The sequence below is a fragment of the Kitasatospora sp. NPDC058492 genome (assembly GCF_042720685.1).
Classification (GTDB): domain Bacteria; phylum Actinomycetota; class Actinomycetes; order Streptomycetales; family Streptomycetaceae; genus Kitasatospora.
This window is the reverse complement of the sequence record NZ_JBHXMU010000039.1, coordinates 20,660-43,290: the sequence shown is the minus strand read 5'-3', so window position 1 is coordinate 43,290 and position 22,631 is coordinate 20,660. Positions and strand designations below refer to the sequence as shown.

Here is a 22,631-nt window from a genome sequence, read left to right as displayed (position 1 = left end):
GACCGGCCGGCCCCGGCCGGCCCGGCCCTCAGGCGGGCACCACCGCCCGCGCCGCCTGCACCTCGCGGTGCAGCCGGCCCAGCGCGCAGTCGGGCCGGAGGTCGTCCGGCCCGGCCTCGGGCAGCGGCCCGCCGCTGCGCAGCGCCCCGGCCAGGTCGGACAGCTCCCGGACGACGGCGCCGACCTCGGCCGGGGACGGCGCCGGAGCGCCGTGCTCGACCCGGACCCGGGTGGCGGTCGTGGTGTCCACGATCCGCTCGACCGCGATCACCAGCGGCCACCAGGCCTCGGCCCGGGCCCCGACCGGCGGCGGTTCGGTGAGCGCCCGCTGGAACTCGCTGCGCACGGCGGACAGGTCCCGGTAGAGCCGCCGCCGGTACCGGGCGCGGGCCGGCTGGTCGGCCCCGGGCCCGGTGGTGAAGGCCAGCGAGACGTACGCGGCGGAGTCCGCGACGGCGTCGGCCAGCCGCTCCCCGATCCGGGTGTGCCAGGACTCCGGCCACAGCAGGTAGCCGGTCAGCAGCGCGATGCCGCAGCCGATCAGCGAGTCGTACAGCCGGGGCAGCACCAGGTGGAAGCCCCGGTGGTTGAGCAGGTCGGAGAGCAGCAGGATCACCGGGGTGATCGCCGCGGTCTGGAACGCGTACCCCTTCGCCGACAGCACCGGGATCAGGGCCGCCAGCGCCGCCATCACCGGCACGTCCCACCAGCCGTGCGGCACCTCGGCCAGCACCGGGATGGCGATCAGCAGCCCGGCGGCGGTGCCGAGCGCGCGCAGCACCGCCCGGGAGAACACCGAGCCGAAGTCGGGCTTCAGCACGAAGGTGACGGTCAGCGACACCCAGTACGAGCGGGGCACCGCGATCACCGACACCAGGATCTGGGCGAGGCCGATGCACAGGGCCAGCCGCAGCCCGTACCGCCAGGACGCGCCGGACAGCAGCAGCGCGTGGGCGGCCCGGCGGGTGCGGACCCGCAGCGCGGCGGGCCGGCCGAGCGGGTCGTCGTCGGCGTACGGGTCGGGTGCGGGCTCGTGCGCGACGGCCCGGGCGTGGCCGATCGCGGCGACCAGGGCGCGGGTGGACGGCCCGGCCGGATCGGGCAGTCCTGGCGGCGGGGTCGATCCGGAGCGGCCCCGCTCGACGGCCGCGGCCAGCTCGCGCACCGCCGCCGGGTAGGCGGGCGGCAGCGGACCGCACTCGCGCGGGCGCAGCTGCGCCGCCGAGGCGGCCTCCACCACCGGGATGGCGGCGTTGAGCTGGGCGAGCAGCCGGACCAGGGTGGGGGAGCGGCCGTGCCGGCGGGCCCGGCGGGCGAGCAGCAGGTCGTAGGACTGGTTCAGCGACTGGGTGAGCGCCTGCCGCGAGTCGTCGGCTCCGGGGGTGCCGGCGGCCTCCAGGAAGGCGGCGACCGACCGGTAGGTGCCGGCCACGGCGGAGCGCTCCGGCGCGCCGCCGCGCAGCGGCCAGGCGAGCAGGGTGAGGCCGAGCACCAACAGGCCGCCGAGCAGCAGCAGTCCGGGCGGCGCCCACCAGGGGGAGGGCAGCGGCAGTCCGGCGCCGACCACCGCGTTGAGCAGCAGGAGCAGTCCGGACACCGAGGCGACCGCGCCGATCGAGGAGATCATGCCGGAGACCAGGGCGACGGCGGTCAGCACGGCGACGGCCGTCCAGCCCGCACCGTACACCAGGGTGCCGAGCAGGACCCCGAGGGCGCCGAACAGCTGCGGCACGGCGATGTTGAACACCCGCATCCGGTAGGCGTCCGCGGTGTCCCCGATGACCCCGGACAGCGCGCCCATCGACACCAGCGCGCCGTACCCGGGCCGGCCGGTGGCCGTGCCGACCGCGAGCGGCGCGGCCAGCGCCACCGAGGCCCGGGCGGCGGCGGCCCAGGGGACCGGCGCGGCCTTGGGGCGCAGGCTCGCGGTCAGCCAGCCGGGCGGGGTGAGCCGGGTGGCGGCGGGGCGGTGTGCCATAGGCCCAACGTACGGCGCGAAGGACGGGGCGCAACGCTGGGGAACTCGTTTTGGTTCACGTCCGGGTATGTCAATTCCCGAAACATATCCCGACTTATGTCACTCTCCGAAACATAAAGCGAACCCCGAGGGGCCATCTGAACTGCAGGGATTTCCCTATTGGTAACCAGCCGTCGAGGGTTGACACCATTAGTTGGTCTAGTCCAACGTATGAGGGGCGTGGTTCGGCCAGGGCTGAGGCAGGGTGAGGGGCCTTGCCGGACCGTCGAGTTGGCCCCTTGACGTGGCGAAACCTTGCGCGGCCGGAGCCCTGGGCGAGGTGGAGCGCATGCGGACGGCATGCGGTCTGCGGGCTGAATTCCACGCACGGCCGGTGACGGGCCGTCGGCTCGCCGTGCCCGCACTGTGCGTCCAGGAAGCGCTGCGTCGACTACGAACCATGGAGTGACTGCCCATGCCGAGCCCTGACGGATATCTGCACCGAGCCGCCTCGGCGCGCCCCTACTTCAGCGAGGACGGGGAGAGCTACCTCGCGCGCACGGCGCTGCGCGAAGTCCGCAAGGAGCGTCCGCTGCGGGTGCTCTCCGAGGAGGACTTCGCGTTCTGGCAGACCTACGGCTACATCGTGGTCAAGGAGGCCATCCCGGCCGAGGCCGCACGGCGCCTGCTCGACTTCGCCTGGGACTTCCAGGGCCTCTCGCCCGACCGCCCCGAGGACTGGTACCGCGAACGCGACCACCGCGACGAACTCGACCGGGAACTGCACATCTACGGCTTCGTCGAGGCCTACCACCACCAGCTGATCTGGGACAGCAGACAGGCCCGGCGGGTCTACGACGCCTTCGTCGACGTCTGGGACTGCGAGGAGCTCTGGGTCACCCTCGACCGGCTCAACCTCAACCCGCCGAACATCCGCAACCGCGACCGCGCGCTGATCGAGCCCACCGACCGGGGCTTCGACATCGAACTGCACTGGGACGTCGACACCACCCAGGGCATGCTGCCCCAGCGCGTCCAGGGCATCATCGCGCTCGACGACACCCGGCCCGACCGCGGCGGCTTCCAGTGCAACCCGGAGCTGTTCCGCCGCTTCAACGAGTGGCAGGCCGCCCAGGCCGCCGACCGCGACCCGATCCGCCCGGACGTCGACCGCACCGAGTTCCCGGTGGTGCGGCCCGAGTTGAAGGCCGGCGACCTGCTGATCTGGAACGGCCTGCTCGCCCACGGCGTCGCCCGCAACACCTCCGAGAACGGCGTCCGCGCCGTGCAGTACCTGTCGATGATGCCCGCGCTGGAGGAGGCCGCGCAGCTGCGCCGCTCCCGGGTGGAGTCCTGGCGCACCCTCGCCACCCCGGACTGGAACCGCACCCTGGTCGGCGACGCGACCCGCCACGAGTCGCTGCGCTACGGGCCCGCCGAACTCACCGAACTCGGCGAGCGGTTGCTCGGACTGCGCTCCTGGCACGGCCCGGAGTCCACGGACGACCGGCCCGCCCCGCAGCCCGCCGAGTCCACGGGGGAGCCGGCATGCGCGCCGTCTGCCTGACCCTGCCCACCAACCGCGAGTGCGCGGCCACCATCGCGGCGATCGGCGCCGAAGCCGCCTACGCCGCACGGCGGTTCGGCGTCCGGGTGCACCTGCTGATCCTGGACTCCGCCGATCCGGCCACCTACCGGCGGCACGCCGAGGCCGTCGCCGCGCTGCCCGCCGCCGGGTCCGGCGCTGCGTCCGCCGTCGGCTCTGGTGCCGCTTTCGAGGCTGGGGAGGTGGTCGTCCACCACCTCGACGAGGCCGCCCAACGCGCCTTCCTGCGCGACGTGATCGAGCGCTCCGGCGCCGCCGGCCCCGACGGGCCGCTCGGCGACAATCTGCTCGACCTGATGCTCCCCGACGCCGTCTCCTACGGCGCCTGCACCAACCGGGCGTTCCTGCTCGCCGGCGCGCTCGGCTGCTCCTCCGTGCACCGCCGCGACTCCGACAGCGCGTACCAACTGCTCGACGGAGAACCGGTGTTCCCGATCGAGCGCGAGCTCGCCACGCTCGGCCTCAAGGCGGCCGACGCGGCCGCCGCCGTCACCGAAGTCACCCTCGACCCGGTGCACGCCGACAAGCCCGTCGCCCTGGTCGGCGGCTCCTTCATCGGTGAACTCTCCGTCGACATCGGCGAGATCCGCGAACTCGACCCGGACGCCTACCACCAGGTCGTCGCGCTCTGGGCGCCCACCGGCGCGAGCGAGCAGGAACGCCGCGAACTCGTCGCCGACTCCTTCACCGGCGGCGGCACCGACCCGTTCCGCCACGACCGCGCCGTGCTCGACCTGCCCGACATCTGGCGGATCGACATGTGCAACGTCGCCCTCGACCACGAGGTCTACGACCGCGTCCCGCTGCCGCCCGCCACCGCCACCATCGGCAGCGACTACTTCCTGCTGCACCTCGTCCGCGACGCCACCCTGCCCGGCGTCGTCCACAACCGGCACATCGTCAACTACTACACCCCGGAACGGCGCACCGGCGCGGGCTTCACCGCCTACCAGCTGCGCTACGCCAAGTTCCTGCTCTCCATGCTCTACCTCTACCCGGTCTACTCCGAGATGGAGGCGGCCCGCGGGGCCCTCCTCGACGAGGCGCACCACATCCGCGCCGACGTCATCGCCGACTCCGCCCGCCGCAGCGCCGCGACGGACCGCGCGGAGAACCACCGACGGCTCGACGCGCTGGACCACTGCTACCGGCGACTCGGCGGGAAGTACGCCGAGTTCGCCGACCACCTGGCGCCCCAGCGGGCGCGTCTGCTCGACGAAGCGCAGGCGGACATCGAGGACTTCGCGCTGCTGATCGACGCGTGGGGTCCGCTCATGCGGGCGAGCAAGGCCACGCCCGCCGACCGGCTGCCGCGGTAGCCGCACCGGGAGCCATTCGTGATACGTCAGACCATCGCCCACCGCGCCCCGGCGCACCACACCACCGCCCACACCGGCGTCGCGCCCGACCCGGCCGCGCACGACCGGACGGCGCTCCGCGCCGCCCTCGCCGCCGCCACCGACGACCGGATCATCTACGACCTCGACGGCATCGAGCGCCAGTACACCGACCTGATCGGCGAACTTCCCGACGTCACCGTCCGGTTCGCCATGAAGGCCTGCCCGGTGGACGAGGTGCTCGGCCGCCTCGCCGCCCTCGGCTCCGGCTTCGACGCGGCCAGCCCCCAGGAGATCGCCCAGGCCCTGCGCACCGGGGTGAGCCCCGACCGCATCCACTACGGCAACACCATCAAGTCCGACCGCAACATCGCCGAGGCCTACCGGCTGGGCGTGCGCGACTTCGCCACCGACAGCCTGGAGGACGTCGCCGCCATCGCCGAACACGCCCCCGGCTCCCGGGTGTTCTGCCGGGTCGCCACCTCGGGCGACGGCGCCCTGTGGGGCCTGAGCCGCAAGTTCGGCTGCTCGCCCGAGGACGCCCTGCGCGTCCTGGACGCCGCCCGCTCGGCCGGCCTCACCCCGTCCGGACTCTCCGTGCACGTCGGCTCCCAGCAGATGACCGCCGAAGCCTGGGGCGCCGCCGTGGACTCGCTCGCCGCCGTCCTGGAGGCGCTCAACTGGCGCGGCATCACCCCGCAGCGGATCAACCTCGGCGGCGGCCTGCCCGCCCTCGGCGTCCTGGACCGGCACGGCCGCCCCCTCGACCCGCCGCTGGACAAGATGTTCGCGGTCATCCGCGAGGGCATGGACCGGCTGCGCACCGTCAACGCCGCGCCGCTGGAGTTCCTGCTGGAGCCCGGCCGGCACCTCGTCGCCGACCACGGCGCCATCCGCGCCCACGTCGCCCGGCTCTCCTCCCGGCACCAGCTCGACGGCACCCGCGAGGACTGGCTCTTCCTGAGCTGCGGCAAGTTCAACGGCCTGTACGAGATGGACGAGCTCCAGTACCGGCTCGAATTCCCCACCCACCCCGGCGGCCAGTTCGTCAACGCCGTCGTCGCCGGCCCGACCTGCGACAGCGACGACGCGTACGCCCAGGAGGACGGCCTGGTCCGCGTCCCGCGTGCGATCGCCTCCGGCGAACCGGTCTGGATCCACTCCTGCGGCGCCTACGCCACCGCCTACACCACCCAGGGGTTCAACGGCTTCGAGCCGCTGCCCTACACCTGCATCGGCGGAGCCGGCGGCCCGGACGGAGACAGCGGCAGATGACCGACCTGCGCATCCGGCTGCTCCAGGAGGAGGACTGGGACGGCGTCGTCGCACTGGAGGAACGCGCCTACGCCGCCAGCGGCCTGTCCGAAGGCCGCGAGGCGCTGCGCTCCCGCCACCGCGCCTCGCCCGACACCTGCTTCGTCCTGGAGCACGCCGGCGGCCTCGGCGGCTACCTGCTGGCCCTGCCCTACCCGCTGTTCCAGTGCCCCGACCTCAGCCGGGCCGAGGCCGGCGGCGTCCGCGCGACCAACATGCACCTCCACGACCTGGTCGTCGCCGAGGACCTGCGCGGCCGCGGCCTGGCCCACCGGATGCTGCGCGGCCTGGAGGAGACCGCCCGGGCCCGCGGCTACCGCACCATGTCCCTGGTCGCCGTCCGCGGCTCGCAGGTGGTGTGGGCCCCGCTGGGCTACCGCGCCCGCCCCGAGATCGGACTGCCCGGGAGCTACGGCCCCGAGGCGCTCTACATGGCGATGCCGCTGAGCCCGGCCGCCGCCTCGGTCGCGGCCGCCGCCCCGGCCCCGACCGCCGTCGCTGCCGTCGTGCAGTCGTTGACCCCCTCCACCGACCCGTCCCTCGGGTTCCCACCCAGAGCCGAAGTGGGCTGATGCACATGTCCCCCGTTCGCGACGACTTCCGCCGGTCCCAACTGGCCATCGCCGCACTGTTCTTCCTGCTCGGATTCCAGTACGCGACCTGGGTCTCCCGGATCCCCGCGCTGAAGGCCCGGCTCGACCTCGGCGAGGCCCAGATCGGCCTGCTGCTGATGACCTGCGGGGTCGGCGCGGCGGTGTCCTTCCCGCTGGTCGCGGTGCTGATGCGGCGGTTCGGCTCCCGCCTGCTGTCCGTGCTCTCAGCGCTCGCCCTCGGCGTCGTCCTGGTCGCCCTGTCCGTGGTGCCCGACTACCCGCTCACCCTGCTGGTGCTGTTCTGCGACGGCGTCGCCGTGGGCTGCCTGAACGTCGCGATGAACGCCCAGGGCGCGGCGCTGGAAGCCCGCTACGCGCGGACCACCATGTCCCGCCTGCACGCCACCTTCAGCGCCGGCTCGCTGCTCGCCGCGCTGCTCGCCTCCGGCGTCACCGCCTTCACCGGCACGCTCGCCGTGCACTTCGGGCTCGCCGCCGCGCTGCTCGCGGTGCTGGTCGTGGTCGCCCGGCCCGGTCTGCTCACGGACGACGCGCCGGCCGCGGCGCAGGACGGGCCGGACCAGGAGCAGGCGTCGGCCGCGAAGAAGGACCGCCGCCGCTTCGTCCTCCCGGCCGCGGCGACCCTCTGGATGGGCCTGGCGATGGTGTTCGGCACCGTCACCGAGGGCGCCATGAACGACTGGTCCGCGCTCTACCTCAAGGACGTCGTGAACGCCGGTGCCGGGCTCGCCCCGCTGGGCATCGCCGTCGTCTCGGTGATGATGGTGCTCGCCCGGATCTTCGCGGACGGCTGGCGCACCCGCTTCGGCGACGGCCGGATCGTGCGGACCGGCAGCCTGCTGGCCGGCGCCGGACTGGCCCTCGCCCTGCTCGTCGGCGGCGTCGTGCCGACCCTGATCGGCTTCGCCTGCGTCGGCCTCGGCGTCGCGGCGGTCACCCCGTGCGTCTACGTCGCCGCGGCCCGCCAGGGCTCGGACGCGCTCTCCCTGGTCGCCGCGATGGGCACCACCGGGCTGCTCGCCGGGCCCGCCGTGATCGGCTTCATCGCCGACGCCACCAGCCTGGTGTGGGGCATGGCCGCCGTCGCCGTCTCCGCCGCGGTCGTCTCGCTCTGCGCCACCCGGATCGGCTGGCCCGCCCCGGAGCCCCACCCTGAGCCCCTCGACGGCCGACTCGCCCCGGACGCCGGCTAGCTCCCCCCGCAGACCTCGCCCGGAACGTCGCGCCTCCCCCGTCGCGGCGTTCCGGGCGAGCCGCGTTCCGGACGGTGGACCAGGTCAGCCCGGCAGGTCCGCGCCCCCGGCGGCGACGTGCCGGGCGAGGCGCTCGCGCAGGGCGGTCAGCCGGGCGATCTCGGCGTCCAGGGCGGCGAGCCGGGCGGTGACCACCGGGGCGAAGGTCTCCAGACCGGGGGAGTCCGAGCAGCGGCGCGGCGGCTCCTCGGTGAGCAGGTCCAGGCGGTGCGGGCGGCTGGCCAGGTCGTCGACGGTCAGCCCGACGGCCAGCAGCCGGCGGATCGCCCGCACCCGGGCGACCTCGGTCGGCCCGTACTCGCGCTGGCCCGAGGCGGACCGGGCCGGCGGCGGCAGCAGCCCCCGCTGCTCGTAGAAGCGCAGTGCCCTGGGCGTGGTGCCCGCCGCTGCCGCCGCGTCCCCGATCCGCATGGCCGTTCCTCCTCGGTGCTATGCGAGGTCGACGATCGTCGCCCCGAAGGTGTCCCCGTCGAACAACCTCCGCAACGCCTGCGGCGCCTGGTCGATGCCCGCCACCCGCGTCGACGGGAAGACGATCTCGCCGGTGCGCAGCCAGCCGCCGAACCGCTGCCGCCACTCGGCCTCCAGGTCCGGTTGGTCCACGCCGGTGAAGCCGCGCAGGGTCAGGCCCAGCATGATCACCCGGAAGCTGTCCACCAGAGCCGGCGAACTGCCGCCCCGCCGCTCCGGCGCCAACTGCCCGGACAGCGCGCCGACCAGGGCGAACCGGGCCCCCGGCCGGGCCGCGTCGACGGCGGCCGTCAGCTGCTCCCCGCCGACCAGGTCCAGCAGCACGTCGACGCCCTCCGGCGCGGCCTCGGCCAGCTGCGCGGCGAACGGCCGCTCGCCGCGCACCAGTACCGCGTCGTAGCCGAGTTCGGCGGTGAGCCGCTTCGCCTTGGCGGGGGAGCCGGTGGTGCCGATCACCCGGGAGGCGCCCAGCAGCCGGGCGACCTGCCCGGCCAGCGTGCCGACCGCGCCCGCCGCGCCGGTCACCAGCACCACGTCCCCCGGGCGCACCCCGGCGCTGCGGGTCAGCCCGCCGTAGGCGGCCGTGCCGGGGGAGAGCAGCGCCACCGGGTCCGGGAACCCCGGGTCGACCGGGGTGAACCCTGCGGCGTCCGCGACCACGAGGTCCCGCCACCCCCGCAGGTGGGTGACCAGGTCGCCCGGTCGGAGGGGCCCGCCCGCCGGAGCGGCCAGCACCTCCCCGAGGGCCGGCCCGTACAGCGCGTCCCCGGGCCCGATCGCCGGCAACGGCGCCCCCGTGAGCTCGCCCCCGATCAGCGTGCGCAGGCCCGGGAAGACCAGGAAGGCCCGATTGCGGACGACCACCTCGCCCGTCCCCGGCGCCGGCAACGGCTCCTCCACCACCGCGAAGTCCCCGGGCCCGGGCAACCCGCCCGGCTCGGTGACCAACCGGACGACCCGGGCCGTCGTGGGCAGCGTCATCGCAGCACTCCTCCAGAACCGACGCGGCGGCCGATCCGCCGCGGGTGCCCGGACGCTAACCCCTGACCCGTGCGTCAGGGGCAACCCGGCCGGCCCGGGAGGGTGTCCGACGGGGTGTGGGTGTGGGGGTCTTCTAGAGTCGCCTGCGGAACGACCGTATGACCATGTGACTGTGAGCCGCACCGAGAGGGACGAGCACCATGAGTGAGCAGGCCGTCGAGCCCTACCAGCCCGTCGACGAGGACTGGCAGACCGCGCTGGCCGTCGTCGCCCACCCGGACGACATGGAGTACGGCGCCGCCGCGGCCGTCGCGCGGTGGACGTCGCAGGGCAAGAAGGTCGTCTACGTGATGGTCACCAGCGGCGAGGCCGGGATCGACTCGATGAACCCCGAGGAGTGCGGGCCGCTGCGGGAGGCGGAACAGATCGCCTCGGCGCGGGTGGTCGGCGTCGACGTGGTCGAGTTCCTCGGGCACCCGGACGGGACGGTGGAGTACGGGCTGCCGCTGCGCCGCGACATCGCCCGGGCGGTGCGCCGGTACCGGCCGGACATCGTGATCACCAGCAACTTCCGGGAGACCTACGGCGGGACCGTCCCCAACCAGGCCGACCACATCGCGGTCGGGCGGGCCGCCCTGGACGCGGCTCGGGACGCCGGCAACCGGTGGGTGTTCCGGGAGCTGCTGGCCGAGGGCCACGAGCCGTGGAACGGCGTCCGACAGGTGTGGGCGGCGGCCTCGCCGGAGTCGGGTCACGCGGTGGACACCACCGAGCACTTCGACCTGGGCGTGGCCTCGCTGGAGGAGCACAAGGCGTACCTGGCCGGGCTGGGCGGGGCGATGGCGGACGCGCGCGAGTTCCTGGAGGGGGCCGGGCGGGGAGCGGGCGGCCGGCTCGGGGTGCGGTTCGCGGCGTCGTTCGAGGTGTTCCCGCTGCGCTGAGCCGCGCGGCCACCCGGATGGGCCGGCTGCCCGGCTGCGCGGCCTGGCTGCCCGGTTACCCGGTGTCGGTGCCGGCGTACACGGAGGCGAGCACCAAGGCGGTCTGCCCGGGCACCGGGATGCCGCAGTTGTCGAGCAGCACGAGCAGCGCCACCGCGAGGTACCCGTAGTGGTCCAGCAGTGGCGCGAGCCCGGCGAGCCCGGCGAGCGTTCCGGGCAGCGGGGCCGTGGGGGCGGACACCGCTGCTCACCACCTCGCCCGGGTGGGGGGCGGGGCGGCGGGGGAGTCGGTCAGCGGTCCGCCGGGCGGTGCTCGATGGCGCAGTCGGGGCCGGGGTAGACCAGGCCCTCGTGGCCGTCCTCGAAACGGACCATGAACGGCGGTTCGCCGTCGGTGCCGCGCACCTCGACGATCTCGCCCTTCTGGTCCGTCATGCCCACCGACCTGCTGTGGATGTGGAGCTGGTCACCTACCGCTGCGTGCATGGTCTGCTCCTCGGGTCGTGGCGGCCGCCTCTGCGGCCGTTCCGCCTTCCACTGTGCTGCGGCGGCGGCGGGCTCGCAACGGCGCGGGCGGGCGGGACGCGGGAGCGGGGCGGGACCCGAGGGGCGTGCGGGGACCGGTCTCAGCGGGCGGGCGGCTGCTCCGCGAGGTAGCCGCGGACCAGCCGCTTGCACTCGGCGATCAGCGCCGGATCGCCCTGCGGATCACCGCGGAAGGCCAGCTTGAGCACCGCGTCGGCGGCCTCCAGGGCGACCCGCAGGGCGAGGGTGAGCGCCGCCGGGTCGCCGGTGGCGAACACCTCGCCGCCGAGCGCCTGGAGGCGCAGCGCGACGGCGGTGTTGTTGTCCACGCCCGGGTCGAGCAGGTGCCGGTCGTCCCGCAGCCCGGCGGGGGCGGTCGCGTCGGCGAGGCCGAAGTCGAGCTGGCCGAAGCCGGGCACCGCGCGTTTCATCGCGACGAACTCCTCCACCGCGAGGTCGGTGAACCCGGCCGGGCCGAGGGGCGCGGCGGTCGCCAGCCGGTGGTCGAGCCGCTGGAGGTAGCGGTCGAGGTTGCGGCCGGCGAGGGCGGCCAGCAGGTCCTCCTTGCCGGCGAAGAACTGGTACAGGGTGCCGATCGGCACTTGGGCGCGCTGGGCGACCTCCTTGGTGGTGAGCGCGGTGGCGCCGACCTCGTCGAGCAGCCCGGCGCAGGCGTCGAGGATCCGGCCGTACCGCTCCTGGCTGCGCTGCTGGACCGGACGGCGCCTGGTCACGGGGCCCCGCCCGGCGCTCTCGTGACTCCTGGTGTCGCCGCTCATGACGTCACTGTGCCGCATCCGCTGTGCCAGCGGCGAATCACCGGGGCGCAATGGGTCCGGAGTTTCGGGTGGGGAACGGGTCGATTGGTGGCTGGAGCTGAACGTCACGGTGGCGGGAAGGTGTCCAGGAGTCGGCGGTGGTCTTGTGGTGGACACGATCAACGGTTCATACTCCTCAGCGGACTACCTTGCGTGATCAACTCGTGCCCTTTCGTGGTGAACGTGTGTCAGCTGTGGCGACGACGGACGAACCCGGCGCCACCCGAGGTCTGGATGATCCCGTGCGTTTCATAGAACCCGAACCTGTTCAGGTCCGATCCGCCGTGCCCGACTGTGCGACCCGTCATCCGGAAGGAGGGGGCCGGTTCGGTGACGCAGACTTCCGGAGGGCGTAAGGCCCTAGACACCGAGCAACACCGCCAGTTCCTGGAGTCCGGATACCTGGTCCTGCCCGGCCTGGTGCCGGAGCCGCTCGGGGCCAGGCTCGCCCCCGAGGTGGACCGCTGGGTGGACGAGGGCCTACGGGCCCGCTCGATCGCCGCCTGCACCGACCCCGCCCGGCACGGCCCGCCCCCGGTGCTGGAGCTGGAACTGCCGGCCCACGGCGAACTCCTCACCCACCCACCGCTGTTGCGGACGCTGTCCGGTCTGATGGGGCCGTCCTTCGTCTTCCACCACCTGCACAGCGACCGCCAGGCCCCGGGGATCCCCGGCAAGGCCTGGCACCACGACTGCGAGCCCAACGACCGCGCCGACCCGTCGCTGCTGATGGTCCACGCGCTGCACTACCTCGGCGGCCTGGACGAGAAGGTCGGCAGCCTGGCCGTCCTGCCCGGCTCGCACCGTCGTACCGTCGGGAAGACGGCGTACGCCCACCACGGCACCGCCGAACTGCCCGGCGAGGTGGTCATCGACCGGCTGCCGCCCGGCTCCACGGTGCTGCTCAACTCGGCGCTGTTCCACACCCGCAGACCGGCGCCGGACGGCCCGGGCAGGCCCCGGTACTTCATCGACGCGTCCTACTGCCAGGTGGGGGCGCGCTGGCGCCCGGTGAAGCCGCACTGGCGGCTGATGCTCGCCCGGGCCCGTGAACTCGGCCTGGCGGAGGGCCGGTGGCCGGAGCTGTTCGCGGAACGGCACTTCACCGAGTACGTCGGAACCGCCTGACCGGAACTGTCCGGCGAGAACTGTCTGACGAGAGCTGTCTGGCGAGAACCGTCTGATCGGAACAGCCTGATCGGAACTGTCTGAGGAGCACCGCGTGGAGATCGTCACCGCCGTCGCCTACGCCGAGGTCCACCACGCCTACCTGCGGGACCACCCGGTGGAGCGCACCCACGAGGCGAACAGCAACCGGGACGGCGAGGAGAACGTCGAACGCGCCGGCCGGATCCCCGGCGGCTGGTGGCGCGTCCGGCTCTCGCGCTCGGACGTCCTCGGCGTCGTCCTGCCCTGGCACCTGAGCGAGGGCGGCGCGCGCGAACTCGTGCCCCGCTCCGGCCTGACGGTGGCCGAGGCGGCCGTGCGCATCCGCTCCGACGAGGCCGCCTGGTCGGCCGCGAACCCGGTCTGCGCCGCCAAGCTCCGGTTGCTGCGGTGGGCCCCGTTCACCCCGGTCTACCTGAGCACCGGCGCGGTCGACCACTCCGACTACACGGACCTGCTGGTCCGGGAGGGACTGATCCACATCGACGGCCTGCACCGCATGCTGGCCTGGGAGCTGGCCGGACGCCTGCCCGACCGGCCCCGCCTGGACGCGTTCCTCGCGGGTGACCCCCGGCTCGTGGACCCGCACGCGGCCGGGACGGTCCGCGCCGGGCGGGCGGCCCGGACGGGAGGCGAGCCGGAGTGACCTTCGCGACGCAGCACGTCCGGTCCACGCCGTCCGCATCGTCCACGCCGCCCACGCCGTCCAGTCAGGCCGCGTCGTCCGCCCGGTCGCTGTCCGGGTTCCTGTTACGGCTCGCCCGGGAGCACCCGGACCGGACCGCCCTGACCGACGGCGACCGCACCCTCGACTACCGCACCCTCGACGCCGCGGCGGGCCGGATCGCGGCCCGGCTGGCCGCGTCCGGCACCGGCCCGGGCGACCGGGTCGCCCTGCTCGGGCCCCGGGACGCCCGCATGCTGGTGCTGCTGCACGGCGTGCTGCGCTCGGGCGCGGCGGCGGTGATGGCCGACCCGGACTGGTCGGCGGCCGACCTCGCCCGGCGGCTGGCGGCCGTCCGGATCGGCCGGGTGCTCAGCACCGAGGCGGCCTTCCCCGGGCCGGAGGGCCATCCGGCCGAGGTGGTGGACGTCGACCGGCTGGCCGGGCCCGAGGGCCTGCCCGACGCGCCGGGCAGCGCGCCAGGTATGACCGGTGGCCTCATGCCCGGCAGGGCCGGTGACCTCATGCTCTGCGGGGCCGAGGAGCTGATGCTCGGTACGGCCGAGGACCCCGCGTACCTGTCCTTCACCTCGGGGTCGAGCGGTGAGCCCAAGGCGGTGGCCGTCACCCACGCCAACGCGGTGCACTACGCGCGGGCGCTGGCCGACCGGCTGGCTTTCACCGAGGCCGACGCCCCGTGCGTCGCGCACGTCACCACGCTGGCCGCCGACCTCGGCCACACCGCCTGGCTGCTGGCCCTCGCGGTCGGCGGTTCGGTGCACGTGGTGCCGGACGGCGAGGTGCGCGACCCGGAGGCGTTCTGGGCATCGCTGCGGCGCGCCGGGGTGTCCGTGCTGAAGACCACCCCCTCGCACCTGACCGTCCTGCTGGAGGGCCGGCCCGGCGACGCCCCGCCCCTGCACACCGTGCTGCTCGGCGGTGAGGCGCTGCCGCGCCCGCTCGCGGCCGCCCTGCTCGACACCGGTGTCACCGCCCGGCTGGTCAACCACTACGGCCCGACCGAGACGACCGTCGGCGCCACCTGCTTCCTCGCCGCCACCGCCCGCCAGCTGCCGGCCGAGGAGCCGACCGTCCCGATCGGCACCGGGATCGGCGAGGTGCGGCTCGCCCTGCTGGACGGCGACGGGCGGCCGGTGCCCGACGGTGCGGTGGGGGAGCTGCTGATCGGCGGCCGGGGCGTCAGCGCCGGCTACTTCGGCCGGCCCGCCGAGACGGCGCGCGGCTTCGTCCGCCACGACGGTGAACGCATGTACCGCACCGGCGACTTGTGCCGCCGCCGGGCGGACGGGAGTCTGGTCTTCCTCGGTCGGGTGGACCGCCAGGTCAAGATCCGGGGCTACCGGGTCGACCTCGCCGAGATCGAGCGGGCGATGGACGACTTCCCGGGCGTCTCCCGGTCCGCGGTGCTGGTCCGGGAGACCGCCGTGGGGAACCAACTCCTGGCCGCCGTACGGTTGTCGGCCGACGGCGCCGGGCTGGCCGGGATCGGCCCCTACCTGCGCGACCGGCTGCCCGGCTACTCCGTGCCGCAGCCGATCCTGGCCCTGCCGGAGTTCCCGGTCGGGCCGAACGGCAAGCTCGACCGGGAGCGGCTGGCCGAGCTGGTCGCCGAACTGGTCGAGGCCCGGGCGGAGTCGGGGCCGCCGTCGGACGGGGACGCGCTGGCCCGGTCGATCGCCGGGTTCTGGGCGGCCGCACTGGGCCTGCCCGGGGTCGGGCCGCACACCGACGTGCTGGACCTCGGCGGGGACTCCATCCTCGCCATGCGCACCGTCGCCTTCCTGCGCCGGTCGGGCCTGCGCGTCCACTACGACGACTTCTACCGGCACCCGACCGCGCACGGCCTGGCCGCGGCCGCCGCAGCCGTTCCGGTTCCGGCCGCCGCTCCGGCCGGGCGGGCCGGAAGCGGCGACCGGGGGAGTCGACTCGCCCCTGCCCAGCGGTGGTTGTACCGCCAGAAGTCCGTCGACGACCTGCGGCACTGGAACCAGTCCGTCCTGCTGCGCTGCCGGACGGCCGTCGACCCGGCCGCGCTCTCGGCCGCCCTCGCGGCCGTCCTGGACCGCCACCCGGCGCTGCGGCGGCCCGTCTCGCCGGAGGGCTACGGCGCACCCCGGCCGGTGGCCGACCTCGACCCGCTGTCCTTCTCCCGGATCCCGCGCGGGACGGCCCCGATCGCCGAGACCGTCGCCGGGGTCTGCACCGAACTCCACCGCAGCCTCGACCCGTTGGCCGGCCGGCTGCTGCGCGCCCACCTGTTCACCGGCCCGCCCGGCACCGACGACCGGCTCGCCCTGATCGCGCACCACCTGGTGGTCGACGGGCTGTCCTGGCGCATCCTGCTGGACGACCTCGCCCACGCCTACCGGGCGGTGCTCGACCAGAAGCCGGCCGACCTGCCGCCGACCCCGGACTTCTACCAGTGGGCCGCCGCCGCGCCGCCGCCGCCGGCGCCGGAATCCGCTTCTCCGGCGTCCGCGCCGGAATCCGTGGTCCGCGCGCAGCCGGCGGCCGTCGGCTGGACGCTCGACGAGGACGGCACCGCCCGGCTGGTCGGCCGCCACGGCGGCGGGACGGGCCTGGAGGCCTTCCTGCTGGCCGCCTTCGCCGACGCCGTGACCGGCTGGAGCGGCCACCCGCGGCTGCCCGTCGAGGTGGAGACCCACGGCCGGGACACCGCCGGTGATCCGGGCGAATTCCTGGACACCGTCGGCTGGTTCACCGCCGTCAAGCGGCTGGTGGTCGAGGCGTCGGCCGGCCCCGAGGGGGCCGCGCAGCGCCTGCGCGAGGCCCCCGTCCAGGCGATGGACGCGCCCGGCACCCGCCCCGCCGCCGGGTTCAACTTCCTCGGCACCTTCCGGCTGCCCGACGAGCCCGCACTGGACTGGACCGTCGCGGACGAGCAGGCCGGAGTGGCCCGTTGCACCGGCGGAGACCCGCTGTACGACCTGCGGCTCACCGCCCGCATCGTGGAGAACCGGCTGGTCGCCGACCTGGTGTACGGGTGGCCCGGCCTGCCGCACCCCGCCGCCGAGCGGATCGTCGCCGCGTTCGCCGGGACGGTGGCCACCGAGGCCGGTGCCGGTGCCGGTGCCGAGGCTGGTGTCGGTGCCGGTACCGCCGCCCGGCCCGTCCGGGCGCCGCTGTCGACCTCCGGCCAGCTGCTCCACCCCGGCACCCGGGCACCCGCCGTACCGGCGGCCCGCACCACGGTGCGCGAACCCGCCCGGGTGCTGCTCACCGGCGCCACCGGCTACCTGGGGCGGCACCTGCTCGACGCCTTCGTCCAGCGGGGCGCCCACGTCACCTGCCTGGTCCGGGCCGAGCACGACGCCGGCGCGGTCCGACGGTTGGGCGTCGGCGCGGGCGCGGGTGCAGACGACGGCCGGATCCAGGTCGTCGCCGGGGACATCGACCGGGAGGGGCTGGGCCTGTCCCCGGCCGGACTGGCGTGGGCCCGGTGCGCGCAGCTCGTCGTGCACGCCGCCGCGGACGTCCGGCTGGTGGCCTCGCCCGACGACCTGGAGCGGACCAACCACACCGCGGTGCGGCGGCTGCTCGGCTGGATCGACGAGCACGCCCCGGCGGCCCGCGTCCACCACGTCTCCACGCTCGCCGTCGCGGGCGGCGTGGACGGCCCGCCCCGCCGCTTCAGCGAGGCCGACCTGCGGATCGGCCAGCACTTTCGCACCCCGTACGAGCGGACCAAGTTCGCCGCCGAGCAGACCGTCCGCGCCTGGGCGGCCACCGGGCGAGCCGCCTACCTGTACCGCAGCGGCCACATCGCGGCGCACAGCCGGACCGGCGCCTTCCAGGCCAACATCGGCGACAACCGGATCTACCAGCTGATCCGCGGCTACCTGCTGGCCGGCGCCGCCCCGCGCCGGCCGCGCACCACCTACGCGTTCTCCTACGTCGACACCGTGGCCGCCGGGATCGCCGCGATCGCGCTGGACCCGTACGCCGCGCCCGGCGCCTACCACGTCGAGAGCCCGCACGAGACGCCGCACGACGAACTCGTCCGCTGGCTCGCCGGCCATGGCCACCCCGTCCGGCTCACCGACGACGAGGCCTTCGCGGCGGCGATCGCCCGGGCCGAACGCGACCACCCGACGGCGGCGGGGCTGGCCGCCGCGTGGTCCCTCCAGGAGGAGCGCAACGTCCTCGTGGACCGCGCGTACACCACCTCCGTGCTGGACCGGCTGGGCGTCCGGTTCGCCGAGCCCACCCCGCAGTGGTGGTCGGCCGCGCTCACCCGGGCCGCCGAGGCCGGCTACCTGCCGCCCGTCGCGCCGCCGCACTGACCCCCGTCCGCCGCACTGACCCCCGTCCGCCGTACCGATCCGTCCGCCGCGCCGGCGCCCCGTGAGCTGCGCCCCGTGAGCCGCGCCCCCACCGACCCGTACCCCCAGACCCATGGAAGGCGGACCTCGTGTCCCAGCTGTCCCCGGTGCTCAAGCAGGCCACCCCCGTCGTCGCCACCCGCGGCGAAGGGCTCCACCTCTTCGACGCCGACGGCCGCCGCTACCTCGACTTCACCTCCGGCGTGGGGGTGACCAGCACCGGCCACTGCCACCCGCGCGTGGTCGAGGCGGTGCGCGAGCAGGCCGGCCGGCTGATCCACGGCCAGTACACCACCGTGCTGCACGACCCCCTGCTCACCCTCACCGAGCGGCTCGGCGAGGTGCTGCCGCCCGGCCTGGACTCGCTGTTCTACGCCACCGCCGGCACCGAGGCGGTGGAGGCGGCGCTGCGGCTCGCCCGGCACGCCACCGGCCGGCAGAACGTGATCGTCTTCGAGGGCTCCTTCCACGGCCGCACCATGGGCGCGGCCGCGCTCACCACGGCCGGCAGCCGCTTCCGCGCGGGCATCGGCCCGGTGATGCCCGGTGTCGCGGTGGCGCCGTTCCCCGACGCCTTCCGGCTCGGCCTGAGCCTCGGGCTGAGCGAGGCGCAGGCCGTGGAGCACGCCCTGCGCGGGCTCGACCAGGTGCTCGCGACCGTCAGCGCCCCCGCCGAGACCGCCGCCATGTTCGTCGAACCGGTCCTCGGCGAGGGCGGCTACGTGCCCGCGCCCGCCGGGTTCCTCGCCGGGCTGCGCGAGCGCGCGGACCGGCACGGCATCCTGCTGGTCGTCGACGAGATCCAGACCGGCTTCGGCCGCACCGGCCGGTTCTGGGCCCACCTGCACCACGACGGCGTGGTGCCCGACGTCCTGATCACCGCCAAGGGCCTGGCCAGCGGCTTCCCGCTGTCCGCGATCGCCGCGCCGACCGACCTGATGCGGCGGGCCTGGCCCGGCTCGCAGGGCGGCACCTACGGCGGCAACCCGGTCGCCTGCGCCGCCGCGCTGGCCACGCTGGACGTCATCCGGGACGAGCAACTGGTCGACAACGCCGCCGAGCAGGGGTCGCGGCTGCTGGACGGCCTGCGGGCGGTGGCCGCCGGAGCGCCGGGCGTCGCCGACGTCCGGGGCCTCGGGCTGATGATCGGCAACGAGTTCTGCCACCCGGACGGCTCCCCGGACCCGGACACCGCCAAGCGCGCCCAGCAGGCGGCGGCCGACCTCGGCCTGCTGCTGCTGATCTGCGGCGTCCACCTGAACGTGGTCAGGATGATCCCGGCGCTGACCGTCACGGCCGGGCAGGTCGACGAGGCGCTGGCGCTCTGGTCCAAGGCGGTGGCGGCGGCCGCCGCCCAGCGGTAGAGAGGAGTGGTTCCGCACATGTACGACGACACGGTGTCCGAGATCGGCTGGAGCAGCGAGGAGCTGGAGGCTCGGCGGGAGCAGTGGTCGCTCCCGCTCGACGAGGGGGAGCGACAACTGCTCTGGGCGGACGCGCGGGCCGAGCGGTGGGGTGCGGCCGAGCCGGTCCGGGCGAAGCTGCGCGCGCTCGTCCAGGGCGGCGCCCGCTCCGTCGGCGTCGCCCACGTCGTGGGGCTGATGGATCCGAGCGCCCCGGAGGAGGAGGTCGCGGCCGCCTTGTCCTTCCTGCTGCGGGACTTCGGCGAGATCGTCCCGCAGAACGGGCGCGGCGACCTCACCCAGGTGCTGCGCGACCAGGACGGCGACGGCAACACCGAACTCGGCTTCCACTGCGACACCTGCGACCTGCTCGTCCTGCTCTGCATCCAACCCGCCCACAACGGTGGGGGGTTGACCAAGCTGGCGAGCGCGCGGCACGTCTACGACCTGATCAAGCGGGAGCGGCCGGACGCCCTCGCCACCCTCACCGAGGAGTGGACCTTCGACCGGACCGGACGGGCCGGGCCCCAGGTCGTGGTCTCCCCGATCCTCTACACCCAGAAGGACGGGACCATCGCCTGCTACTACCAGACGCGCACCGTCCGCTCGTCCCCCGACCGCGGCGGCCCGCCGCTGACGGACCGCCAGTGGGACGCGCTCGGCGTGCTCGACGAGGTGCTCTACCGGCCCGAGATCGCCTTCGGCCTCCCGATGGCCGCCGGAGACCTGCTGATCATCCGCAACAGCCGGGTCCTGCACGGGCGTTCGGCCTACGTGGACGAGCCGGCGCCCAACTCCCGGCGGATGCTGCGGGTCTGGATGAACACGGAGGACATGTGACCGGGAGTACGCAGACACCGCACGGGCGGACCGCCGTCGTCACCGGCGGCGGCAGCGGGCTCGGCCGGGCCGTGTCCCTGGCGCTGCTGGGCGCCGGCTGGTCCGTCGCACTGGCCGGGCGGCGCAAGGACGCCCTCCAGGAGACCATCGCCCTCGCGGACGTCGACCCCGCCCGGGTGCTGGCCGTCCCGACCGACATCCGCCAACCGGAGGAGGTCGCGGCCCTGTTCGACGCCGTCCGCGACCGCTTCGGCCGGGTCGACCTGCTGTTCAACAACGCCGGCGCCGCCGCCCCGCGCCGACCCATCACCGAGACCCCGTTCGAGGACTGGAACCGCGTCCTGGACACCATCGTCACCGGCGGCTTCCTCTGCGCCCGCGAGGCCTTCCGGGTGATGAGCGCCCAGTCCCCGCAGGGCGGGCGCATCATCAACAACGGCGCGCCGTCCGCCCACGTCCCGCGGCCCAACTCCATCGCCTACACGGCCGCCAAGCACGCCGTCCTCGGCCTCACCAAGGTGCTCTCCCTGGACGGCCGCGCGCACGGCATCGCGGTCGGCCAGATCGACGTCGGCAACGTCACCCCGGTCGACGGCGGCCCGCAGCCCGCCGCCATGCAGGCGGACGGCACGATGGCGGTCGAGGCGACCATCCCGGTGGAACGCTTCACCGAGGCCGTCCTGCTGATGGCCTCGATGCCGCCGGACACCAACGTCCAGTCCCTGACCGTCCTGCCCACCACCATGCCGTACATCGGGAGGGGCTGAACCGTGCTGGTCAGCGCACGTTCCTTCGACGAGTACCGCGCGATGTTCGCGCTCACCGACCTCGACCTCGCCCCCGGCCGGCGCATCCTGGACTGCCCGGGCGGCGCGGCCGCCTTCACGGCCGAGGCCGGCCGGCGCGGCATCGACGCGGTGGCCGTCGACCGCGAGTACGCCCACCACCGGGAGGACCTCGGCGTCCTCGTCGAACGGGAGACCCGGCACAAGCGCGACCAACTGGTCAGGGAGGCATCGGACTTCGTCTGGACGTGGTACGGCGACCCCGATCGCCTCACCCGGCAGTGGATCGCCAATGCCCGTGACTTCCAGGCCGACATCGCCGCCCGCCCGGACCGCTACGTCGCCGGCTCGCTGCCCGAACTCCCGTTCGCCGACGACTCCTTCGACCTGGTCCTCAGCTCGCACCTGCTCTTCTCCTACGGCAACCGGCTGGACGGGGACTTCCACCTGGCGGCCCTCCTGGAACTCGCCCGGATCGCCCGCCGCGAAGTCCGGCTCTTCCCGGTCATGGTGTACGACACCGGCGTCCGCTACGGGGAGCTGGACGGGCTGCGCCACCACCTGGACGCCCTCGGGATCCCGAGCCACGTGGAGCGGGTGGACTACGAATTCCAGCCCGGGGACAACGAGTTGCTCGTGCTGTCGTGCGCCGACTACCGGCCGCTGGCGCGGGCCGGGGCGCCAGGAGCCGATGCGTTGGTGCCGGGCGCCGCCGACCCGGTGCGGTGGCGGCACCGGGAGAACCCCTGACCTCAGGCCCGAGTCTCAGCCCTGGGCCTGACCGACGCCGAGTCTGCGTCGGCCAGGTCCAGGGCCAGGCCCCGGGCCAGGCCCCGGGTCACCCGCCGACGGGGGCGGATCCGGCGGCGTCGCCTTCGAGGTGGGCGGCAATCCTCCGCGCGCACTCCAGCGACTCGGTGCGCGAGGTGTCCACCTCCAGGTCGTAGCGCACGCCCTGGTGGACCAATTCCGCCTGCGAAGCGGCCATCCCCAGGATCCGGTTCCCCCGGGCGAGCTCCCGGCCGGTGGCCACCGCCGCCTCGCAGCGGACCCCGACCCACAGCACGTCCAGTCCCACGAGAGCCTTCTCCCACCGGAGTTGGGACTCCGCCCGGCCGAGGAAGACCTCGTCGACGATCACCCGCGCGCCCGCCCCCGCCATGGTCGCGACCCCCGCGATCCACGCCGCCTGCAAGGCCTGGAACTTCGACCCGACGCTCACCCCGCCGTCGGCCGCGAAACCGATGCCCCCGTCCGTATCGTGCAGGGACGCGGGCATCGCCTCGATCAGGGTGTCGACCCCGACCGTCAGCCAGGGCTCCGGCAGCACCGCCTGAAGACACCGGGCAATCCCGGACTTGCCCGAGCTGGAACCACCGTTCAGCACAATCACCTGAGTCGCCATCCCGCCACCGTAGCGATCCCGGTGCCATGTCCCAACCGGATATCGGACGCCCGGCGAGAGCCTGGCCGCGGCCGGGTGGGGCGTGCCGGGAGGGGCCGGGCGGCACGCGGGGAACGGTCACGGTCCGTGTCGACGTGGTGACGGCGCGATCACTCGTGCGGGGGAAAAGCGATGGTTGCGCTTTGA

20 protein-coding genes are annotated in these 22,631 nt (G+C 74.7%); 13 read left to right on the top strand and 7 right to left on the bottom strand.

Going from position 1 to position 22,631, the window contains the following annotated elements; genetic code table 11:
* Positions 1-28: 28 nt before the first annotated feature.
* The gene (locus ACFWPI_RS24520) at positions 29-1,978 is read right to left on the bottom strand and encodes an FUSC family protein (protein WP_380371843.1); all 1,950 of its coding nucleotides are present in this window, start codon (positions 1,976-1,978) and stop codon (positions 29-31) included.
* A 454-nt stretch (positions 1,979-2,432) separates the two neighbouring features.
* On the opposite strand from ACFWPI_RS24520, the gene ACFWPI_RS24515 reads away from it, so the two are divergent.
* The 5 genes from ACFWPI_RS24515 to ACFWPI_RS24495 all read left to right on the top strand — a co-directional run bounded on the left by ACFWPI_RS24515 (position 2,433) and on the right by ACFWPI_RS24495 (position 8,021).
* Entirely contained in the window at positions 2,433-3,524 is a 1,092-nt protein-coding gene (locus ACFWPI_RS24515; protein ID WP_380371841.1) for a phytanoyl-CoA dioxygenase family protein, read from the top strand.
* Positions 3,506-4,882 carry a DUF6271 family protein gene (locus tag ACFWPI_RS24510; protein ID WP_380371838.1) on the top strand — a complete coding sequence of 459 codons (1,377 nt, stop codon included), beginning with the start codon at positions 3,506-3,508 and terminating at the stop codon, positions 4,880-4,882. Before ACFWPI_RS24515 ends, ACFWPI_RS24510 begins: the two co-directional genes overlap by 19 nt.
* Positions 4,883-5,032: 150 nt before the next feature.
* A complete protein-coding gene (locus ACFWPI_RS24505) occupies positions 5,033-6,175 on the top strand; it encodes a type III PLP-dependent enzyme (RefSeq protein WP_380371938.1) in 1,143 nt (380 codons plus the stop codon).
* Positions 6,172-6,786 (top strand): GNAT family N-acetyltransferase, encoded by a 615-nt coding sequence (locus ACFWPI_RS24500; RefSeq protein WP_380371836.1) that lies wholly within the window; start codon positions 6,172-6,174, stop codon positions 6,784-6,786. The genes ACFWPI_RS24505 and ACFWPI_RS24500 overlap by 4 nt, the downstream gene beginning before the upstream one ends.
* Before the next feature lie 5 nt (positions 6,787-6,791).
* Positions 6,792-8,021: an MFS transporter gene (locus tag ACFWPI_RS24495; protein ID WP_380371834.1), complete on the top strand. Its 1,230-nt coding sequence runs from the start codon at positions 6,792-6,794 to the stop codon at positions 8,019-8,021.
* Positions 8,022-8,105: 84 nt separating this feature from the next.
* Here ACFWPI_RS24495 and ACFWPI_RS24490 read toward each other — a convergent pair whose 3' ends face one another.
* Both ACFWPI_RS24490 and ACFWPI_RS24485 read right to left on the bottom strand, forming a co-directional pair.
* Positions 8,106-8,492 carry a MerR family transcriptional regulator gene (locus tag ACFWPI_RS24490; protein ID WP_380371831.1) on the bottom strand — a complete coding sequence of 129 codons (387 nt, stop codon included), beginning with the start codon at positions 8,490-8,492 and terminating at the stop codon, positions 8,106-8,108.
* Positions 8,493-8,510: 18 nt separating this feature from the next.
* Complete coding sequence (locus ACFWPI_RS24485) at positions 8,511-9,533, bottom strand: MDR family NADP-dependent oxidoreductase (protein ID WP_380371828.1); 1,023 nt, start codon at positions 9,531-9,533, stop codon at positions 8,511-8,513.
* 200 nt (positions 9,534-9,733) lie between these two features.
* Between ACFWPI_RS24485 and ACFWPI_RS24480 the strand changes: the two genes are divergently transcribed.
* Positions 9,734-10,474 (top strand): PIG-L deacetylase family protein, encoded by a 741-nt coding sequence (locus tag ACFWPI_RS24480; protein ID WP_380371826.1) that lies wholly within the window; start codon positions 9,734-9,736, stop codon positions 10,472-10,474.
* A gap of 55 nt (positions 10,475-10,529) precedes the next feature.
* Here the strand turns inward: ACFWPI_RS24480 and ACFWPI_RS24475 are convergent, their stop codons facing one another.
* The 3 genes from ACFWPI_RS24475 to ACFWPI_RS24465 form a co-directional block, all read right to left on the bottom strand.
* Positions 10,530-10,715 (bottom strand): hypothetical protein, encoded by a 186-nt coding sequence (locus ACFWPI_RS24475; protein WP_380371824.1) that lies wholly within the window; start codon positions 10,713-10,715, stop codon positions 10,530-10,532.
* Between the two features lie 50 nt (positions 10,716-10,765).
* Complete coding sequence (locus ACFWPI_RS24470; protein WP_380371821.1) at positions 10,766-10,960, bottom strand: DUF1918 domain-containing protein; 195 nt, start codon at positions 10,958-10,960, stop codon at positions 10,766-10,768.
* Positions 10,961-11,100: 140 nt separating this feature from the next.
* Positions 11,101-11,778, bottom strand: coding sequence for a TetR/AcrR family transcriptional regulator (locus ACFWPI_RS24465; RefSeq protein WP_380371818.1), 678 nt, complete (start codon positions 11,776-11,778; stop codon positions 11,101-11,103).
* 369 nt (positions 11,779-12,147) lie between these two features.
* On the opposite strand from ACFWPI_RS24465, the gene ACFWPI_RS24460 reads away from it, so the two are divergent.
* The 7 genes from ACFWPI_RS24460 (at position 12,148) to ACFWPI_RS24430 (ending at position 21,790) form a co-directional block, all read left to right on the top strand.
* A complete protein-coding gene (locus ACFWPI_RS24460) occupies positions 12,148-12,945 on the top strand; it encodes a phytanoyl-CoA dioxygenase (RefSeq protein WP_363377132.1) in 798 nt (265 codons plus the stop codon).
* A gap of 94 nt (positions 12,946-13,039) precedes the next feature.
* Positions 13,040-13,630, top strand: coding sequence for a DUF6309 family protein (locus ACFWPI_RS24455; protein WP_380371815.1), 591 nt, complete (start codon positions 13,040-13,042; stop codon positions 13,628-13,630).
* Positions 13,627-17,973 carry an amino acid adenylation domain-containing protein gene (locus ACFWPI_RS24450; RefSeq protein WP_380371812.1) on the top strand — a complete coding sequence of 1,449 codons (4,347 nt, stop codon included), beginning with the start codon at positions 13,627-13,629 and terminating at the stop codon, positions 17,971-17,973. The genes ACFWPI_RS24455 and ACFWPI_RS24450 overlap by 4 nt, the downstream gene beginning before the upstream one ends.
* Before the next feature lie 128 nt (positions 17,974-18,101).
* Complete coding sequence (locus tag ACFWPI_RS24445) at positions 18,102-19,376, top strand: aspartate aminotransferase family protein (protein WP_380371810.1); 1,275 nt, start codon at positions 18,102-18,104, stop codon at positions 19,374-19,376.
* 18 nt (positions 19,377-19,394) lie between these two features.
* The gene (locus tag ACFWPI_RS24440) at positions 19,395-20,255 is read left to right on the top strand and encodes a TauD/TfdA family dioxygenase (RefSeq protein ID WP_380371807.1); all 861 of its coding nucleotides are present in this window, start codon (positions 19,395-19,397) and stop codon (positions 20,253-20,255) included.
* Positions 20,252-21,022 carry an SDR family oxidoreductase gene (locus ACFWPI_RS24435; RefSeq protein ID WP_380371805.1) on the top strand — a complete coding sequence of 257 codons (771 nt, stop codon included), beginning with the start codon at positions 20,252-20,254 and terminating at the stop codon, positions 21,020-21,022. Before ACFWPI_RS24440 ends, ACFWPI_RS24435 begins: the two co-directional genes overlap by 4 nt.
* 3 nt (positions 21,023-21,025) lie before the next feature.
* Positions 21,026-21,790 (top strand): class I SAM-dependent methyltransferase, encoded by a 765-nt coding sequence (locus ACFWPI_RS24430; protein WP_380371802.1) that lies wholly within the window; start codon positions 21,026-21,028, stop codon positions 21,788-21,790.
* An 88-nt stretch (positions 21,791-21,878) separates the two neighbouring features.
* On the opposite strand, the gene cpt is transcribed toward ACFWPI_RS24430, so the two are convergent.
* A complete protein-coding gene (cpt, locus tag ACFWPI_RS24425; protein WP_380371799.1) occupies positions 21,879-22,445 on the bottom strand; it encodes a chloramphenicol phosphotransferase CPT in 567 nt (188 codons plus the stop codon).
* Positions 22,446-22,631 lie beyond the last annotated feature (186 nt).

What these genes read in the sequence shown, in the direction of transcription:
- ACFWPI_RS24520 (WP_380371843.1), bottom strand. Translation starts at nt 1,978, where the DNA reads ATGGCACACCGCCCCGCCGCCACCCGGCTCACCCCGCCCGGCTGGCTG.
- ACFWPI_RS24515 (WP_380371841.1), top strand. Translation starts at nt 2,433, where the DNA reads ATGCCGAGCCCTGACGGATATCTGCACCGAGCCGCCTCGGCGCGCCCC.
- ACFWPI_RS24510 (WP_380371838.1), top strand. Translation starts at nt 3,506, where the DNA reads ATGCGCGCCGTCTGCCTGACCCTGCCCACCAACCGCGAGTGCGCGGCC.
- ACFWPI_RS24500 (WP_380371836.1), top strand. Translation starts at nt 6,172, where the DNA reads ATGACCGACCTGCGCATCCGGCTGCTCCAGGAGGAGGACTGGGACGGC.
- ACFWPI_RS24495 (WP_380371834.1), top strand. Translation starts at nt 6,792, where the DNA reads ATGTCCCCCGTTCGCGACGACTTCCGCCGGTCCCAACTGGCCATCGCC.
- ACFWPI_RS24490 (WP_380371831.1), bottom strand. Translation starts at nt 8,492, where the DNA reads ATGCGGATCGGGGACGCGGCGGCAGCGGCGGGCACCACGCCCAGGGCA.
- ACFWPI_RS24485 (WP_380371828.1), bottom strand. Translation starts at nt 9,533, where the DNA reads ATGACGCTGCCCACGACGGCCCGGGTCGTCCGGTTGGTCACCGAGCCG.
- ACFWPI_RS24480 (WP_380371826.1), top strand. Translation starts at nt 9,734, where the DNA reads ATGAGTGAGCAGGCCGTCGAGCCCTACCAGCCCGTCGACGAGGACTGG.
- ACFWPI_RS24470 (WP_380371821.1), bottom strand. Translation starts at nt 10,960, where the DNA reads ATGCACGCAGCGGTAGGTGACCAGCTCCACATCCACAGCAGGTCGGTG.
- ACFWPI_RS24465 (WP_380371818.1), bottom strand. Translation starts at nt 11,778, where the DNA reads ATGAGCGGCGACACCAGGAGTCACGAGAGCGCCGGGCGGGGCCCCGTG.
- ACFWPI_RS24440 (WP_380371807.1), top strand. Translation starts at nt 19,395, where the DNA reads ATGTACGACGACACGGTGTCCGAGATCGGCTGGAGCAGCGAGGAGCTG.
- cpt (WP_380371799.1), bottom strand. Translation starts at nt 22,445, where the DNA reads ATGGCGACTCAGGTGATTGTGCTGAACGGTGGTTCCAGCTCGGGCAAG.